General features: G+C 65.4%; 15 protein-coding genes. 3 read left to right on the forward strand and 12 right to left on the reverse strand.

The genetic code is table 11. The features are described 5' to 3' along the window. Positions 1-121 precede the first annotated feature (121 nt). The 5 genes from AC2T4A_RS12675 to minC all read right to left on the reverse strand — a co-directional run bounded on the left by AC2T4A_RS12675 (position 122) and on the right by minC (position 4,369). Positions 122-1,411: a M18 family aminopeptidase gene (locus tag AC2T4A_RS12675; protein WP_486743434.1), complete on the reverse strand. Its 1,290-nt coding sequence runs from the start codon at positions 1,409-1,411 to the stop codon at positions 122-124. A 162-nt stretch (positions 1,412-1,573) separates the two neighbouring features. Further along, positions 1,574-2,209 (reverse strand): RluA family pseudouridine synthase, encoded by a 636-nt coding sequence (locus tag AC2T4A_RS12680; protein WP_017522036.1) that lies wholly within the window; start codon positions 2,207-2,209, stop codon positions 1,574-1,576. A 75-nt stretch (positions 2,210-2,284) separates the two neighbouring features. Beyond that, positions 2,285-2,539 (reverse strand): cell division topological specificity factor MinE, encoded by a 255-nt coding sequence (minE, locus tag AC2T4A_RS12685; RefSeq protein ID WP_045210300.1) that lies wholly within the window; start codon positions 2,537-2,539, stop codon positions 2,285-2,287. Beyond that, positions 2,536-3,351: a septum site-determining protein MinD gene (minD, locus tag AC2T4A_RS12690; protein WP_413351307.1), complete on the reverse strand. Its 816-nt coding sequence runs from the start codon at positions 3,349-3,351 to the stop codon at positions 2,536-2,538. Before minD ends, minE begins: the two co-directional genes overlap by 4 nt. Before the next feature lie 61 nt (positions 3,352-3,412). Beyond that, positions 3,413-4,369: a septum site-determining protein MinC gene (minC, locus tag AC2T4A_RS12695; protein ID WP_486743435.1), complete on the reverse strand. Its 957-nt coding sequence runs from the start codon at positions 4,367-4,369 to the stop codon at positions 3,413-3,415. A gap of 144 nt (positions 4,370-4,513) precedes the next feature. On the opposite strand from minC, the gene AC2T4A_RS12700 reads away from it, so the two are divergent. After that, complete coding sequence (locus tag AC2T4A_RS12700) at positions 4,514-5,446, forward strand: lipid A biosynthesis lauroyl acyltransferase (protein ID WP_478379342.1); 933 nt, start codon at positions 4,514-4,516, stop codon at positions 5,444-5,446. Between the two features lie 45 nt (positions 5,447-5,491). Continuing rightward, complete coding sequence (locus AC2T4A_RS12705; RefSeq protein ID WP_486743436.1) at positions 5,492-6,676, forward strand: patatin-like phospholipase family protein; 1,185 nt, start codon at positions 5,492-5,494, stop codon at positions 6,674-6,676. A gap of 121 nt (positions 6,677-6,797) precedes the next feature. Here the strand turns inward: AC2T4A_RS12705 and AC2T4A_RS12710 are convergent, their stop codons facing one another. The 5 genes from AC2T4A_RS12710 to AC2T4A_RS12730 form a co-directional block, all read right to left on the reverse strand. Beyond that, entirely contained in the window at positions 6,798-7,658 is an 861-nt protein-coding gene (locus tag AC2T4A_RS12710; RefSeq protein WP_486743437.1) for a pirin family protein, read from the reverse strand. Positions 7,659-7,798: 140 nt separating this feature from the next. Further along, entirely contained in the window at positions 7,799-8,611 is an 813-nt protein-coding gene (locus AC2T4A_RS12715; protein WP_486743438.1) for an MlaA family lipoprotein, read from the reverse strand. Between the two features lie 4 nt (positions 8,612-8,615). Next, a complete protein-coding gene (locus AC2T4A_RS12720) occupies positions 8,616-9,965 on the reverse strand; it encodes an alpha/beta fold hydrolase family protein (RefSeq protein ID WP_416745331.1) in 1,350 nt (449 codons plus the stop codon). An 85-nt stretch (positions 9,966-10,050) separates the two neighbouring features. Further along, complete coding sequence (locus AC2T4A_RS12725; RefSeq protein WP_416745329.1) at positions 10,051-10,536, reverse strand: GNAT family N-acetyltransferase; 486 nt, start codon at positions 10,534-10,536, stop codon at positions 10,051-10,053. A 71-nt stretch (positions 10,537-10,607) separates the two neighbouring features. Next, positions 10,608-11,174 (reverse strand): hypothetical protein, encoded by a 567-nt coding sequence (locus AC2T4A_RS12730; protein ID WP_416745327.1) that lies wholly within the window; start codon positions 11,172-11,174, stop codon positions 10,608-10,610. A 111-nt stretch (positions 11,175-11,285) separates the two neighbouring features. Here AC2T4A_RS12730 and AC2T4A_RS12735 point away from each other — a divergent pair, with 111 nt between their 5' ends. Further along, the gene (locus AC2T4A_RS12735; RefSeq protein WP_416745325.1) at positions 11,286-11,654 is read left to right on the forward strand and encodes a hypothetical protein; all 369 of its coding nucleotides are present in this window, start codon (positions 11,286-11,288) and stop codon (positions 11,652-11,654) included. Position 11,655: 1 nt separating this feature from the next. Here AC2T4A_RS12735 and AC2T4A_RS12740 read toward each other — a convergent pair whose 3' ends face one another. Then, positions 11,656-13,215 carry a glycoside hydrolase family 17 protein gene (locus tag AC2T4A_RS12740; RefSeq protein ID WP_416745323.1) on the reverse strand — a complete coding sequence of 520 codons (1,560 nt, stop codon included), beginning with the start codon at positions 13,213-13,215 and terminating at the stop codon, positions 11,656-11,658. A 73-nt stretch (positions 13,216-13,288) separates the two neighbouring features. Next, entirely contained in the window at positions 13,289-13,501 is a 213-nt protein-coding gene (locus tag AC2T4A_RS12745) for a DUF2061 domain-containing protein (protein ID WP_416745321.1), read from the reverse strand. Positions 13,502-13,659 lie beyond the last annotated feature (158 nt).

Raw genomic sequence — 13,659 nt, forward strand, 5'->3', positions numbered from 1 at the left:
GGAGTCAGCCAATGGCACTGGGACTGGGTGGTTCGCGAGCAAGCTCGCTCCTACTAGGAAGTTGTGCCTTGGTAGTTGCGGCCTGAATGAAAAACGCCCGGCGGGTGCCGGGCGTTGGGGGTCAGGGCAGGTCTGCGCTGTCGTAGAAGGCGCTGAGGACCTTGGCCAGGTAGTGCAGGTCCTGGCTGCCGGCCAGTTCGCGGATGGAGTGCATGGCGAACGTTGGCAGGCCGATGTCCACGGTGCGCACGCCGATCTGGCTGGCAGTGATCGGGCCGATGGTGGAGCCGCAACCCATGTCGCTGCGGGTCACGAAGCTCTGCACCGGCACTTCGTTTTCCAGGCACAGGTGGCGGAAGAAGCCGGCGGTTTCGCTGTTGGTGGCGTAGCGCTGGTTGCTGTTGATCTTGATCACCGGGCCGCCGTTGAGCTTCGGGCCGTGGTTGCCGTCGTGCTTGTCGGCGTAGTTCGGGTGCACGCCGTGGGCGTTGTCGGCGGAAACCAGCAGCGAGCGCTGTACCGTACGGGTGAAGGCGTCGCCCTCGGGCAGCAGTCTGCGCAGCACCTGCTCCAGGAACGGACCGTCGGCGCCGCAGGCGGAGCAGGAGCCGACTTCTTCATGATCGGTGCAGACCAGCACGCCGCTCTGCTCGTCACTGCTGCCCAGCAGCGCCTGCAGGCCGGCGTAGCAGGACAGCAGGTTGTCCAGACGGGCACCGGCGATGAAGGCCTGGTCAAGGCCGATCACGGCCGCGCGCTGGGTATCGTAGAAGCTCAGCTCGTAGTCGAGGATGGCGTCGGCGGTGATGCCATGCTCCAGCTGCAGCTGCTCGCCGAGCAGGTCGCGGAAGTCGCGGGTCTCGCCAGCGGCGACCTGGGCGAGGATCGGCGGCAGTTCCGTCTGCGCGTTGATCGACCAGCCCATGTTTGCTTCGCGGTTGAGGTGGATCGCCAGGTTGGGGATCACCGCGATGGGCGCCCTGAAGTCGATCAGCTTGCTCTCGACCTTGCCGGCCAGGCGGAAGGTGACGCGGCCGGCCAGGGACAGGTCGCGGTCGAACCAGGGGGCGAACAGCGCGCCGCCATAGACTTCCACGCCCAATTGCCAATAGCCATTACGCACCAGTTCGGGGTTCGGCTTGACGCGCAGGCAGGGGCTGTCAGTGTGCGCGCCGACCAGGCGCAGGCCATTTTCCAGCAGCGGCACTGTGCCGAGCTTGAAGGCGATCAGGGAGGAGTCGTTGCGGGTGACGTAATAGCGGCCACCGGCTTCGGCGCGCCAGGCATCGCGCTCGTCCAGGCGCTGGTAGCCGGCCTCTTCGAGGCGGAGGGCGAGGGCCTGGGTGGCGTGGAAGGGGGTGGGGGAGGCCGCGAGGAAATCGATCAGGCCCTGGTTGAGTTCTGTACGCATGGGTAACTCCGAACAGCGAATGGCCGGAAGTTTAACGTAAATGTGCAAATCTGCGGCCTGGGAGGAGCGGTGTAGGAGCGAGCTTGCTCGCGAATGGATTCAGCCGGGTGATTGGAGCTGGGCGGTTCGCGAGCAAGCTCGCTCCTACAACCGCCGAAACCGTCAGAACGGCGCGGGCGATTCGAAGCGCAGGCGCTCGCCCGTCTGCGGGTGGGTCAGGGCCAGCATGCTGGCGTGCAGGCACAGGCGGTCGCGCAGTTCCAGGGCTTCGCCTTCGGCGTACAGGCGGTCGCCCAGCAACGGATGGCCGATGCTCAGCATGTGCACGCGCAGTTGGTGCGAACGGCCGGTGATCGGCGTGAGTTCGACACGGCTCCAGTTGCCGTGGCGCTCCATCACGCGCCAGAAGGTCAGCGCATGGCGGCCCTGCTCGAAGTCCACCACGTGGCGAGGTTTGGTCGGCGGGTCGTAGCGCAGCGGCGCCTCGATGCGGCCGCTGTCCAGTTCCGGCTCACCCCAGCACAGGGCGGTGTAGGCCTTCTCGGTTTCGCGGTCGTGGAACTGGCGGGACAGCTCGCGGTGGCTGTCGGCATCACGGGCCAGCACGATCAGCCCGGAGGTCTCCCAATCCAGGCGGTGGACGATGCGCGCTTCCGGATAGCCGTTCTCCTGCAGGCGGGTGATCAGGCAGTCCTTGTTGTCATCCGCGCGACCGGGCACGGAGAGCAGCAGGGTGGGCTTGTTCACCACCAGCAGGGCGGCGTCCTCATGGACGAATTCGATCTGGGAAAGCGGCATGGAAGCTCTTGCGCGAATAAGAATGACGAAAACGACTGCGGCGGCCGAAGCCGCCGCAGGTTCACCAAAGCCGGATCAACGTTCCGGCAGGGTGATGTTGAGTTCCAGGATCGAACAGCTGCCCTGGTTGGCCAGCTCGACCTGGACTTGTTCCTGGTCGATGGGCACGTATTTGCGGATCACTTCCAGCAGGTCTTTCTGCAGCTGCGGGAGGTAGTCCGGTTGCGAACGGTTGCCGCGCTCGTGGGCGACGATGATCTGGAGTCTTTCTTTCGCGATGGATGCGCTGTTTTGCGCCTTCCGGCTGCGGAAGAAATCTAAAAGGCTCATTCACGTCCTCCGAACAGTCGTTGCAGGAATCCTTTCTTCTGCACATCGAGGAACCGATGGGGCATGTCCTTGCCCAGCAGTCGCTCGACGGCGTCGCTGTACGCCTGGCCGGCATCGCTTTCTTCATCGAGGATGACCGGTACGCCCTGGTTGGATGCTTTCAGCACGGCCTGGGATTCCGGGATCACGCCGAGCAGACGGATGGCCAGGATTTCCTCGACGTCCTCGACGCCGAGCATTTCGCCCTTGGTGACGCGCTCGGGGTTGTAGCGGGTCAGCAGCAGGTGTTCCTTGATCGCGTCCTCGCCTTTCTCGGCGCGGGCGGACTTGCTGGCCAGCAGGCCGAGCATGCGGTCGGAGTCGCGGACCGAGGACACTTCCGGGTTGGTCACGACGATCGCCTCGTCGGCGTAGTACATGGCCAGGTGGGCACCTTTCTCGATGCCGGCCGGGGAGTCGCAGATCACGTAGTCGAAGGACTGCTTGAGTTCTTCGATGACCTTGCCGACGCCTTCCTGGGTGAGGGCGTCCTTGTCGCGGGTCTGGCTGGCGGCCAGCACGAACAGGTTCTCGAGGCGCTTGTCCTTGATCAGGGCCTGGGTCAGGGTCGCTTCGCCGTTGATGACGTTGACGAAGTCGTAAACCACGCGGCGTTCGCAGCCCATGATCAGGTCGAGGTTACGCAGGCCTACGTCGAAGTCGACGATGACGGTCTTGTGGCCGCGCAGGGCCAGGCCGGTGCCGATGGCTGCGCTGGTGGTGGTTTTACCGACGCCACCCTTACCGGAAGTGACTACGAGGATCTTGGCCAAGGTGATTCACCCCAAAGAAAAAACGAAGAATTCTGGTCCCTGAAAGTCGCGGCAGTATCCGTTAAAGGCGGGTGATGTTCAACACGTCACCCGACAGGCTGACGTGCACTGCCTGCCCCCATTGCGGACTGCGTCGAAGGTCTTCGGCGACCTTGTAATTACCGGCGATGGACACGAGTTCCGCGGCCAGCTGCTGGCAGAAAATGCGGGCACTGGTATCGCCCTTGACGCCGGCCAGGGCGCGACCGCGCATCGGACCGTACACATGGATATTTCCGTCGGCGAGAAGTTCCGCACCGGGACTGACGGGGGCGAGCACGATCAGGTCGCCGCCGGCGGCATAGATCTGCACGCCGCCGCGTACCGGAGTGGTGACCAGCTTGGTCGGACGGACGACCGGTGCCGGCGGCTCGACAGGCTTTTCCGCAGCGGCTTGCGGAGCCGCTTCCGGGGTGGCTTGCTTGTCCCCTTCCGGAGATTCGGCGGTTGCCTCGGCAGCTTCGGTCGGTTTTTCCGGTTTGGCCTCGGCGGGCTGCTCGGTCGATTTTTCGGCCTGCACACCAGCGCCGGCGGCCTGCTCGACCACCTTCTCGGAGAGTTTCTCGCCACGCGGACGGCGCACTGGCGTGGCGCCGGTCACCTGTGGGACGGCGTCCTTGGGCTCGACCGCGCGTTCACGGGAGGAGCCGGACGGCGGCAGCACGGGGATGTCGAACATGGTGGCCAGGCGAATGTCTTCCTCGCGGCTGGCGCGAATGGCCAGGGTGCGCAGGCCGTGGCGGCGACAGATGTCCAGCACGCCTTGCAGGTCGAGCTGGCCTTCGCCGTCGGGCAGTTTGTCCAGCGCCAGTACCAGCGGGGTATCGCGGAAGAAGTTGGGCGCCTGGGCGACCTTGTCGGCGAGCTGGCGGTCCAGGCGCGGCAGGTCATTGTGGGCCAGTTCCAGAACGGTGACGGCCAGCATGCTGCCCTTGAGCTGGAATACGGGATCGTGGTCGAGAAGGTCGGCTTGGCTCATGGTCAGGCTGCATCACTAAATGGTGTGGACTTATAACGGAGCGCCCCGGTAGCCGCAAGCGTGGCTGAACGCCAGGGCGCGAAGGCGGGCACGGCATGCGCCGGCAAGGTAGAATGTCGGGCTTTGACCCAGCCGGAAAGTTCCATGGACCGCCCCACCTTTCGCCGTGAGTTCCTCCATCCCCGCCACTGGCCGCTCTGGCTGGGCCTCGGCGTGCTCTGGCTGGTGGTGCAACTGCCGTACCCGGCGCTGCTGGGCCTGGGGCGTGCGCTCGGCGCGCTGATGTACCGCGTAGTGGGAAGCCGCCGCGCCATCGCCCAGCGCAACCTGGAACTGTGCTTCCCGGAACTCTCCGCTGCCGAGCGCAAGCGCCTGCTCAAGGAAAACTTCGCTTCCACCGGCATCGCTTTCTTCGAGATGGCCATGAGCTGGTGGTGGCCCAAGGCCCGCCTGGCGAAGCTCGCCCACATCGAAGGCATCGAGCACCTGAAGAAGGCCGAGGCCGAAGGCAAGGGCGTGATCCTCATGGCCATGCACTTCACCACCCTGGAGATCGGCGCGGCGCTGCTGGGCCAGGTGCAGACCATCGACGGCATGTACCGCGAGCACGACAACCCGGTGTTCGATTACGTCCAGCGTACCGGCCGCGAACGGCACAACGCCGACGCCACCGCCATCGAGCGCGAGGACGTGCGCGCCATGCTCAAGGTGCTGCGCGCCGGCCGCGCCATCTGGTACGCGCCGGACCAGGACTACGGCGCCAAGCAGAGCCTGTTCGTGCCGCTGTTTGGCATCCAGGCGGCTACCGTCACCGCCACCACCAAGTTCGCCCGTCTGGGCCGGGCGCTGGTGCTGCCCTTTACCCAGTCGCGCCTGGCCGACGGTTCCGGCTACCGCCTGACCATTCACCCACCGCTGGACGATTTTCCCGGCGAGAGCGAAGAGGCCGACTGCATCCGCATCAACCAGTGGGTGGAAAGCGAGATTCGCCGCCAGCCCGAGCAGTACCTCTGGGCGCACCGCCGCTTCAAGAGCCGCCCCGAGGGCGAACCGAAGCTCTACGACAAGAAGAAGTAGCGCTTCGGCGGACTACGCTGGTACGACGAGACAAGGACTTCTGCCGTGACCGACTCCGCCACTCCCCAGCAAACTCCGGCCGTTACCGGCCTGATCCTCTCCGGCGGCGGGGCGAGAGCGGCCTATCAGGTCGGCGTGCTGGCCGCCATCGCGGAGCTGCTGCCCGAGGGGGCCGAGAATCCTTTCCCGGTCATCGTCGGCACTTCCGCTGGTGCGATCAACGCGGTCGGGCTGGCGTGCGGTGCGTTGTCCTTCACCGGTGCGGTGGAGCGCCTGACCCAGGTCTGGAAGGGCTTTCGCACCGGACAGGTCTACCGTTCCGACTGGCCGGGTGTGTTCAGCCAGGCCTTCAAGTTCCTCGGTCACAGCCTGCTCGGGCTGGGCAAGCGCGAGCCGGTGGCGCTGCTGGACAGCACGCCGCTGCGCTATCTCCTGGAACGTGAACTGGATCTATCCGGCATCGCCGCTGCCGTGCGCCGCCGCAACCTGCGCGCGGTGGCGGTAACCGCCTTCGGTTACGAATCCGGGCAGGCGGTGACTTTCTACCAGGGCCGCGCCACCATCGATCCCTGGTTGCGCCACCGGCGCATTGGTGTGCCGACACGGCTGGATATCGAGCATCTGTTGGCCAGCTCGGCGATTCCGTTGCTGTTCCGCCCGGTGAAGATACTTCGCGAGTTCTTCGGCGACGGTGCGGTGCGCCAGCAGGCGCCGATCAGCCCGGCGCTGCACCTGGGCGCCACTCGCGTGCTGGTGATTGGCGTCAGCGGTAACCCCACGGTCGGCAGCGCCAACGAGCAGGTGGCCAACTACCGTACGGGCCAACCGCCGAGCCTGGCGCAGGTAGGCATCCATCTGCTCAACAGCACCTTCATCGACAGTCTGGAGGGTGATATCGAGCTGCTGCACCGCATCAACTTCCTCAGCTCGCTGGTCCCGGAAGAGGCGCGCCGCAAGACGTTGGGCCTGGCGCCGGTGGATGTACTGCTGATTTCGCCGAGTCGACCGCTGGACGAGATTGCCGCGCAATATCGCCATGAGCTGCCCAAGGCGCTGCGCCTGTTCCTGCGCGGGCCGGGCGCGACCAAGGCGAGTGGTGCGGGCGTGCTCAGTTACCTGCTGTTCGAACCGGGTTACTGCAATGCGCTGATCGAATTGGGCTATCGCGACGCCATGGAAAAGCGCGCGGAGATCGCGCGCTTTCTGGGGATGGAAGATTGGTCGCTGTAGGCTCGCGGCGGTGTTTCCATGAGCGTAGGAGCGGACTCCGTCCGCGATTGGCATCCGGCACGTGGGGAAACCATCGCGGACAGAGTCCGCTCCTACGTGTAGCCAGCCCTGTGCGTCTCGGTCAGACCGCGAAAACGCCATCGCGGTAATCGCGCAGGGCCTGCTCGATTTCCTCACGGCTGTTCATCACGAAGGGGCCGTACTGCACGATGGGTTCGCCCAGCGGCTTGCCGGCCAGCAGCAGGACGCGAGCGCCTTTGTCGCTGGACAGCTGGATTTCGTCGCCCTGACCCAGACGCACAAGTCGGTTGGTGGCGACGGTCTCATCCGCGCGCTCGCCCGGCACCTGCAGCGCACCCTCGTAGACGTACAGCATCACTCGATGGCCCGCCGGAATCCGCGGAGCCACGGAGGCGCCCGCCGGCAGCACCAGGTCGTAGTAGTGCGGCTCGGTGCCGGGGCGCTGCACGGCGCCATCGATGGCGGTCTGGCCGTCGTCGAAGCGCCCGGCGATCACGGTGACACCCACGCCTTGCGCGGTGGTCACGCGAGGCACGTCTTCGGGTTCGATGTCGCGGTAGCCGGCCGGGGACAGCTTGTCCTTGGCTGGCAGGTTCAACCACAGCTGGAAGCCGCGCATGGCGCCTTCCACCTGCTCGGGCATCTCGCTGTGGATGATGCCGTGGGCGGCCGTCATCCACTGCACGCCGCCGGGCTTGAGCAGGCCGGTATTACCCAGGTGATCCTCGTGGCGCATGCGCCCTTCGAGCATGTAGGTAACGGTCTCGAAGCCGCGGTGCGGGTGCGCGGGGAAGCCAGCGATGTAGTCGTCGGGGTTCTGCGTGTCGAATTGGTCGAGCATCAGGAACGGATCGAAGCGTTCGATGCCCGCGCCGCCAATGACGCGGGTCAGGCGCACGCCGGCGCCGTCGGAGGCCGGGTGGCCGATGTGCTGGTCGATCACGGTACGTAAGCGGGTCATGGGGACCTCCTTGATCTGTGAATGGAGATCATCCTAGTCCCAAATGGTGGATCAATGGTTGCGAGTTTTTCAGCTTAACAATCGATAAAATAGATGTGTCAATGGAAAGAAAACCGCCGCCCAAGGGCGACGGTTCCGATTCACTCCTGGATCTGCAGGCGCCGGGCTTCGGTATAGAAGTAGCGCAGCTTCTCGTACTCGAAGGGCGTGTTCATCTGCCCGTAGCGGAAGCCGTTGCTGTAGCGCTTGTCGATGATCTCCAGCACCGGCAGTTCCCAGTACTCGTGGCTGAGCTCGGAGTAGTTCAGGTAGTTCACCTCGCGGGCGGCGACGAAGTCGGTGACCAGCCCGCCGGTGTCGCGCAGGTTGGACGGGCCGAGGATCGGCAGCATCAGGTAGGGACCATCGGGGACGCCCCAGTAGCCCAGGGTCTGGCCGAAGTCCTCGCTGAGCTTGGGCAGGCCCATGGCGGTGGCCGGGTCCCACAGGCCGCCGATGCCGAAGATGGTGTTGAACAGCAGCCGCGCGGTGCTGTTCGCCGCGCGCTGGGGCTTGAGCTGGGCAACGCTGTTGAGCAGCGTCGGCACTTCGCCCAGGTTGCTGAAGAAGTTGCTCACGCCAGTACGCACGAAGTGCGGGGTGACGTACTCGTAGCCGTGCACCACGGGCAGGAACACCCATTCGTCGAAGCGGTAGTTGAAGTGGTAGACCCGGCGGTTCCACGACTCCCAGGGATCGTAGACGTTGAGGGCGTCGAAGGTGGCGCGCTCGAATTCCCGCTGGTCCAGGCCGGGGTTGAACTTCAGCGCATCCAGCGGGTGCTTGAAGCCGTCCTCGTCCGGGACCATGTCGAATTTGGTGGTGGTCGGCGTCTGCACCGGTTGTGGCGTTTGGGCCTGGGCGAAGCCGCAGGCCAGCAGCAGGGCGAGAGTCCAGGAATGGCGGAATGGCATGGAGTCAGTTCCCTGTCTGCGCGGTGGCCAGGCCGTCGGCCGGGGCACCCTGTCCCTTGAAGAAGCCCAGCATGTCCTGGGCGTTCACGCGGTAATTGAGGTTGCCGCAGTGGCCGCCGCGGGGGTAGAGCGTCAGGCGATCGCCAAAGGTGCGGCGCAGGAAGCCGATATCTCCCGGGCCGAGGATGACGTCGTCGGCGTTGTGCATGACGGCGATCTTCGGGCTCTGCTTCAGGTAGTCCTGGACGCCATACAGGCTGACCTGGTCGATCAGCTGCGGGAGGCTGCCGCCGTCGTACTTGGCGCGCCAGAGCGGCATCAACTGGTCGGTCATGTAGCACTCGAAGTCGCATTGCATGGCGCGCTTGAAGAACGGCGTCAGGCTGGTGCCTTCGGTGATCGGGTACTTGGGCGGGGTGATCAGGCCGCGGCGGTTGATCAGGTCGGAGGTGAAGGCGATGTCGGCGGAGGAGAAGCGGAATACCGCGCCGATCAGCATGGCCATCTCTTCATTGGAAAGGTGTTGCTTGGACTGCTGCAGGTCGAAGAGGAAGGCGTCGTTGAGGTCGACATAGCCCTTCTGGTTGAAGTAACGGGTCAGCTTGGCCAGGATCACCTGGTAGAAGGTGTTGGTGTCGTTGATGCCCTTGACCTGGGTCTGCACCAGCTTGTCGAGGTTGCTCACCGAGGTGTAGAGGTTCACCGGCGGGTTGAGCAGCAACACACGCTTGAAGTTGAAGCTGCGGCGGGTTTCGTCGAGCTTGCTGACGAAGGCTGCGTGCAGCGCGCCCAGGCTGTAGCCGGTCAGGTAGTAGTCGCTGACAGGCAGGTCCGGATGCTGCGCGCGCACCGCCTGCATGACTCTGTACAGGTCGTCGGCATCGTCGGGCGTGTAGCCAGGAGTGGCGACGTGGGAAGCGCCAACCATGAAGTCCCAGCTGGTGGGAGAGGACAGTTGCACCACGTGGTAGCCGGCGCCGTAGAAGAGGCGCTTGAGGTATTCCGGGGTGCTGCTGGCGTAATGCGCGCCGGTACCGGCGATGATGAACACCAGTGGCGCAGCATGGTCCTGCCAGGCCAGGCGGTAGTGCAGCTTCTTCACTGGCCAGAAGTTGCTCGGCAGCTCGTACTCGCGCTCCGGGCGTAGTTTGAGCGCGTAGTCCGACTGGCGGATGTCATCGTCCGTCGGCAGTTGCGGGCGCAGCTCCGGCGGAGTGGTGGCAATGGTCGCCTCGAACGGGTTGACCAACGGATAGCCGTAGCTGGCTTGATCCACGTCGCGGGCCGATGCCGGCCCGGCCAGTCCCATTGCGAGGCAACCGATCAGGGCGGCCACGCGGTAAAGAAATGTCATGGTTCGGAGTCCTTTCAAGAGGAGGCCAACTCTAGGGTGACCGGGCATTAAGACCAGCACATTTCCTACAAGTGCAATGCGCGTCTCAGTCCTTGCGCGCGAGGTCACGCAAGGCATCGCCGGTTAGACGATAGACGGTCCATTCGTCCTGCGGGCGCGCGCCCAGGCTGCGGTAGAAGCCGATGGCGGGTTCGTTCCAGTCCAGCACCGACCATTCCAGGCGCCCACAGTCGCGCTCCACCGCCAGCCGTGCCAGCTCGGTGAGCAACGCCTTGCCCAGGCCGGCGCCACGGGCGGCGGGGCGTACGTAGAGGTCTTCGAGGTAGATGCCGGGCTGGCTCAACCAGGTGGAGTAGTTGTGGAAGAACAGTGCGAAGCCCTGGGGTTCGCCGTCCACTTCGCCGATCAGCACCTCGGCATAGGGGCGCGGGCCGAACAGGTGATCGTGCATGCGCTGGGCGTCGGCCCTCACTTCGTGGACCAGCTTCTCGTAGTCGGCCAGTTCGCGGATGAGATCGAGGATCAGCGGGATGTCTTCGGGTGTGGCGGGACGCAAGGTGACACGGGGCATGGGGGAAATTCCTCGTGGAGCGAATTGCGCCGAGCATGCCCAAAGCCCCGCGCCGCTGGCAACCGGTTGCTTCAGTAGCGTTCCAGGCGCTCCACCCAGACCAGTTCGCAAGCGCCGGCGCCGGTGTCCTCGCGGGTCAGTGAACTGACCCAGCGCCAGCCGTCGTCGCCTTCCACGCGCACCAGCTTGCCGGAAAGGCGCACGTGTTCCCCGGCGCTGACCTGGGCCAAAGCGCGCGCCACCTCATCGTTGGCCGGGATCATGTGCATGTTGGCGGCGTGGGTTTCCAGCTCGCGGCGGGGAATCGGCAGCTTGTCCGCGTGCCAGTAGAACCAGCGGTTGCCCTGGGTGATGCGGATATCGGCCAGCACCTTGGGGTCGTCCATCGGGCCCCAGCCAAGGGCGAGATCGGTGGGCGACAGCTCGGCCTCGCGGCCCAGGCGGTAGTCCTCGCGGCCCAGTACGCGCGCTTCGATGCTGAAGTCCTGCAAGGGATAGATGGAGTACCGCTCGACGCGCATGCCACCATCGGACAAGGACTGGCTGTGCTGCTGCGGGGCCTGGGGACGGTCGGTCGGCCACAGCCACCAGAAGCTGGTGGCCAGGCAGGCCAGCAGGAACAGGGACGATCGCTTCATCGAGGGCTCCGTTGATGGGCAAAGTCTAGGCTGCAAGCGGCTCCCCTTGCATCAGCCCTTGCGCTGGTTATGCTGGGCTCCGGTTTTCCGCCTGCCCGGAGTAGTGGCGCCATGTCCCGTCGTTTTTTGCCCGTGATCCTTCTGCTGCTCGCCCTGGCGCTCTGGCTGGCCGCCAGCTATGGCGTGCGTTTCGGGTTGATGGAAGACGGCCGCTGGGTTGGAGTCTGCGCCGACGAGGCCGCGCGCTGGCAGTGCGGCGTGCGCTCACAGCTGGGCTGGGCGATCCATTTCGGTGTGTTCGGCAAGCTGGCGCTGGGGCTGGCGCTGCTGGCCTTCTTCGTGCCGCGTCAGGCGGGTTGGTGGCTGGCTGTGCTGGCAATGCTCGTTACGCTGCCGGCGCTGGTGCTGTACAACGCCGGGCTCGCGGTGTTCGCGGTGGTACTGGCCGGGCTGCGTCTGGTGCGCGCCTCGGCCCGCTGAATCAGGTCTTTCGCTCTGTCTGGCGCAGTCCGCGTAACAGCGCGCCGAGCAGGAGCAGGCTCACCGCCGCCCAACCCAATGCCTGAAGATTGCTCAACCCTTCCTGCGCCAGCTGTGCCGGAATCCCGACGGCGATGATCAGCGAGAGCAACAGTGCCTCCCTGCGTGGTGCCGACACTGGCCGGCACAGGTAGGCCAGCGCGGGGAACAGCAAGGCCGCGCTGGGAAAGCTGCGATAGCGCGCATCGAAGACCATCCCGAGCATCAGCACCGCGCCGGCGAAACCGGCGGCGGCCAGCCACAGGCCGGCGCGCTGCTCCATCCAGTCGAAAGCCCTGGCGCGCCAGTCCTCGCGGGCCGACAGCGCCAGGCTGATGTGCAGCAGTACCAGCAGGTTGAGAGCGGTAAGCGCTGCCGCCCAGAGCCACTCGCCCCAGAAGCGGCTGGTGATCACCGACAGCTCCAGCCACAGGCCGATGCAGCCTGCGCCCATCGCGCCGGCCAGGGGCAGCAGGAAGGCACTGCGGACAGACGTGGGGCGGCCGCCGACAAGCAGCCCGACAAGCAGGATCACGCCGGAAAGCCCGAGCCACAGCGGCCAGCCGGGCAGGTTGCTGACCGGCCCGGCGAGCACGCCTTTTTCTTCGCGGTCCGCGCTGAACAAGCCCCAGTAGCCACCCACCGCGCCTTCGCTCTGGCGTTTCCAGGGTTGGTCGAAGGCCTCGATCAGGTTGTAGCGCCAGCCTTTCTCCTCGGCCATGTGCACGAAGCCGCGGATGAAGCGCGCCTCGTTGACGCGGCTGGGCAGGGCCGTCTCGCGCTGACGTCCCTCGCTGGGCCACCCAGTCTCGCCGATGAGGATGTCCTTGGGCGCGAACTCGTGGCCGAAGTCCTCGCGAATCTTCGCCACATGGGCGAGGGCATCGTCGATGCCGCGTGGATTGTCTTCCCAGTAGGGCAGCAGGTGGATGGTGACAAAGTCCACCGCCGGGGCGATTTCCGGGTGCTGATGCCAGAACTCCCAAACGTCGGCGTAGGTCACCGGCTGGCGCACCTGGGCCTTCACCTTGTGGATAAGTCCGGCCAGGTAGCGCCCGGTGACTTCCTTGCGCAGCAGCGTCTCGTTGCCGACGATCACCGCCTGGACCACGTCCGGGTATTGGTTGGCGGCCTTGATCAATGCCTCGACCTCACGCTCGGTATCCACCGGATTGGCGTTCACCCAGGCGCCGAGCATCAGCTTCAGGCCGTGCTTGCGCGCCAGCGCCGGGATGCCTTCCAGGCCGGTCATGGAATAGGTGCGCACGCACTCGAAACGCGTCGCCAGCAGCGCCAGGTCGGCGTCCATCTGCTCTGGGCGCAGGACGAAGGGCTGGTCGAACGGCGACTGATCCTTGGCGAACGGACTGTAGGACGCGCACTGCAGCTTATGCGTAGGCGTGGCCGCGTCAGGCAGGGTTACCGGTTTGCCCAGGCCGTACCAGAGCCCGGCAAGGGCGATGAAGGCGAGCAGCAGAGCGAGGCAGTAGGGGAGGAGCGGAAAGCGCGAGGACTGTGGCATGGGGACACGCGAACCGTGGCGAGGCGCGCATCTTAGCAACGCTGCTCGCCGCCGTCAGTGCCCGCGCGGGGACTCAGGCGTGGCGATGAATCCAATTGTGCGTCGGCTGCGCCGTGTTGCCCTCGATGCGCTTCCAGAACTTCTCGTGGAAGTGGAAGCCCACCGCGTTGCACAGCGGTTCGACGATGGCCACCAGCCCGCCCACGGTGATGCTGCCGGTCAGCGCGTAGGCGACGCTGAAGGCGATGGCGAAGTGCATCAGGGTGAAGGTGACGGTCTTGAGCATGGCGGCGGTCCTCAAGGTGAGAATGATTCTCCGTTGTTGAAAGACTACTGCGGAGGAACATCGCTGGGTAATCGAGCCTCTGTATGGAGGCGATAGGCCGGCCACCTTGGTCGCGGATGGAATCGCGTGGTCGTGGATGGGTGGATTCTGTCGTGGAT

Source organism: Pseudomonas sp. PVC-3-1, assembly GCF_057444315.1.

Excerpts from the sequence above, each read along its gene's own strand:
- AC2T4A_RS12715 (WP_486743438.1), bottom strand. The coding sequence starts at position 8,611 with ATGCCATTCCGCCATTCCTGGACTCTCGCCCTGCTGCTGGCCTGCGGC.
- AC2T4A_RS12720 (WP_416745331.1), bottom strand. The coding sequence starts at position 9,965 with ATGACATTTCTTTACCGCGTGGCCGCCCTGATCGGTTGCCTCGCAATG.
- AC2T4A_RS12740 (WP_416745323.1), bottom strand. The coding sequence starts at position 13,215 with ATGCCACAGTCCTCGCGCTTTCCGCTCCTCCCCTACTGCCTCGCTCTG.
- AC2T4A_RS12745 (WP_416745321.1), bottom strand. The coding sequence starts at position 13,501 with ATGCTCAAGACCGTCACCTTCACCCTGATGCACTTCGCCATCGCCTTC.
- AC2T4A_RS12675 (WP_486743434.1), bottom strand. The coding sequence starts at position 1,411 with ATGCGTACAGAACTCAACCAGGGCCTGATCGATTTCCTCGCGGCCTCC.
- AC2T4A_RS12730 (WP_416745327.1), bottom strand. The coding sequence starts at position 11,174 with ATGAAGCGATCGTCCCTGTTCCTGCTGGCCTGCCTGGCCACCAGCTTC.
- AC2T4A_RS12710 (WP_486743437.1), bottom strand. The coding sequence starts at position 7,658 with ATGACCCGCTTACGTACCGTGATCGACCAGCACATCGGCCACCCGGCC.
- AC2T4A_RS12735 (WP_416745325.1), top strand. The coding sequence starts at position 11,286 with ATGTCCCGTCGTTTTTTGCCCGTGATCCTTCTGCTGCTCGCCCTGGCG.
- minE (WP_045210300.1), bottom strand. The coding sequence starts at position 2,539 with ATGAGCCTTTTAGATTTCTTCCGCAGCCGGAAGGCGCAAAACAGCGCA.
- AC2T4A_RS12680 (WP_017522036.1), bottom strand. The coding sequence starts at position 2,209 with ATGCCGCTTTCCCAGATCGAATTCGTCCATGAGGACGCCGCCCTGCTG.
- AC2T4A_RS12700 (WP_478379342.1), top strand. The coding sequence starts at position 4,514 with ATGGACCGCCCCACCTTTCGCCGTGAGTTCCTCCATCCCCGCCACTGG.
- minC (WP_486743435.1), bottom strand. The coding sequence starts at position 4,369 with ATGAGCCAAGCCGACCTTCTCGACCACGATCCCGTATTCCAGCTCAAG.
- AC2T4A_RS12725 (WP_416745329.1), bottom strand. The coding sequence starts at position 10,536 with ATGCCCCGTGTCACCTTGCGTCCCGCCACACCCGAAGACATCCCGCTG.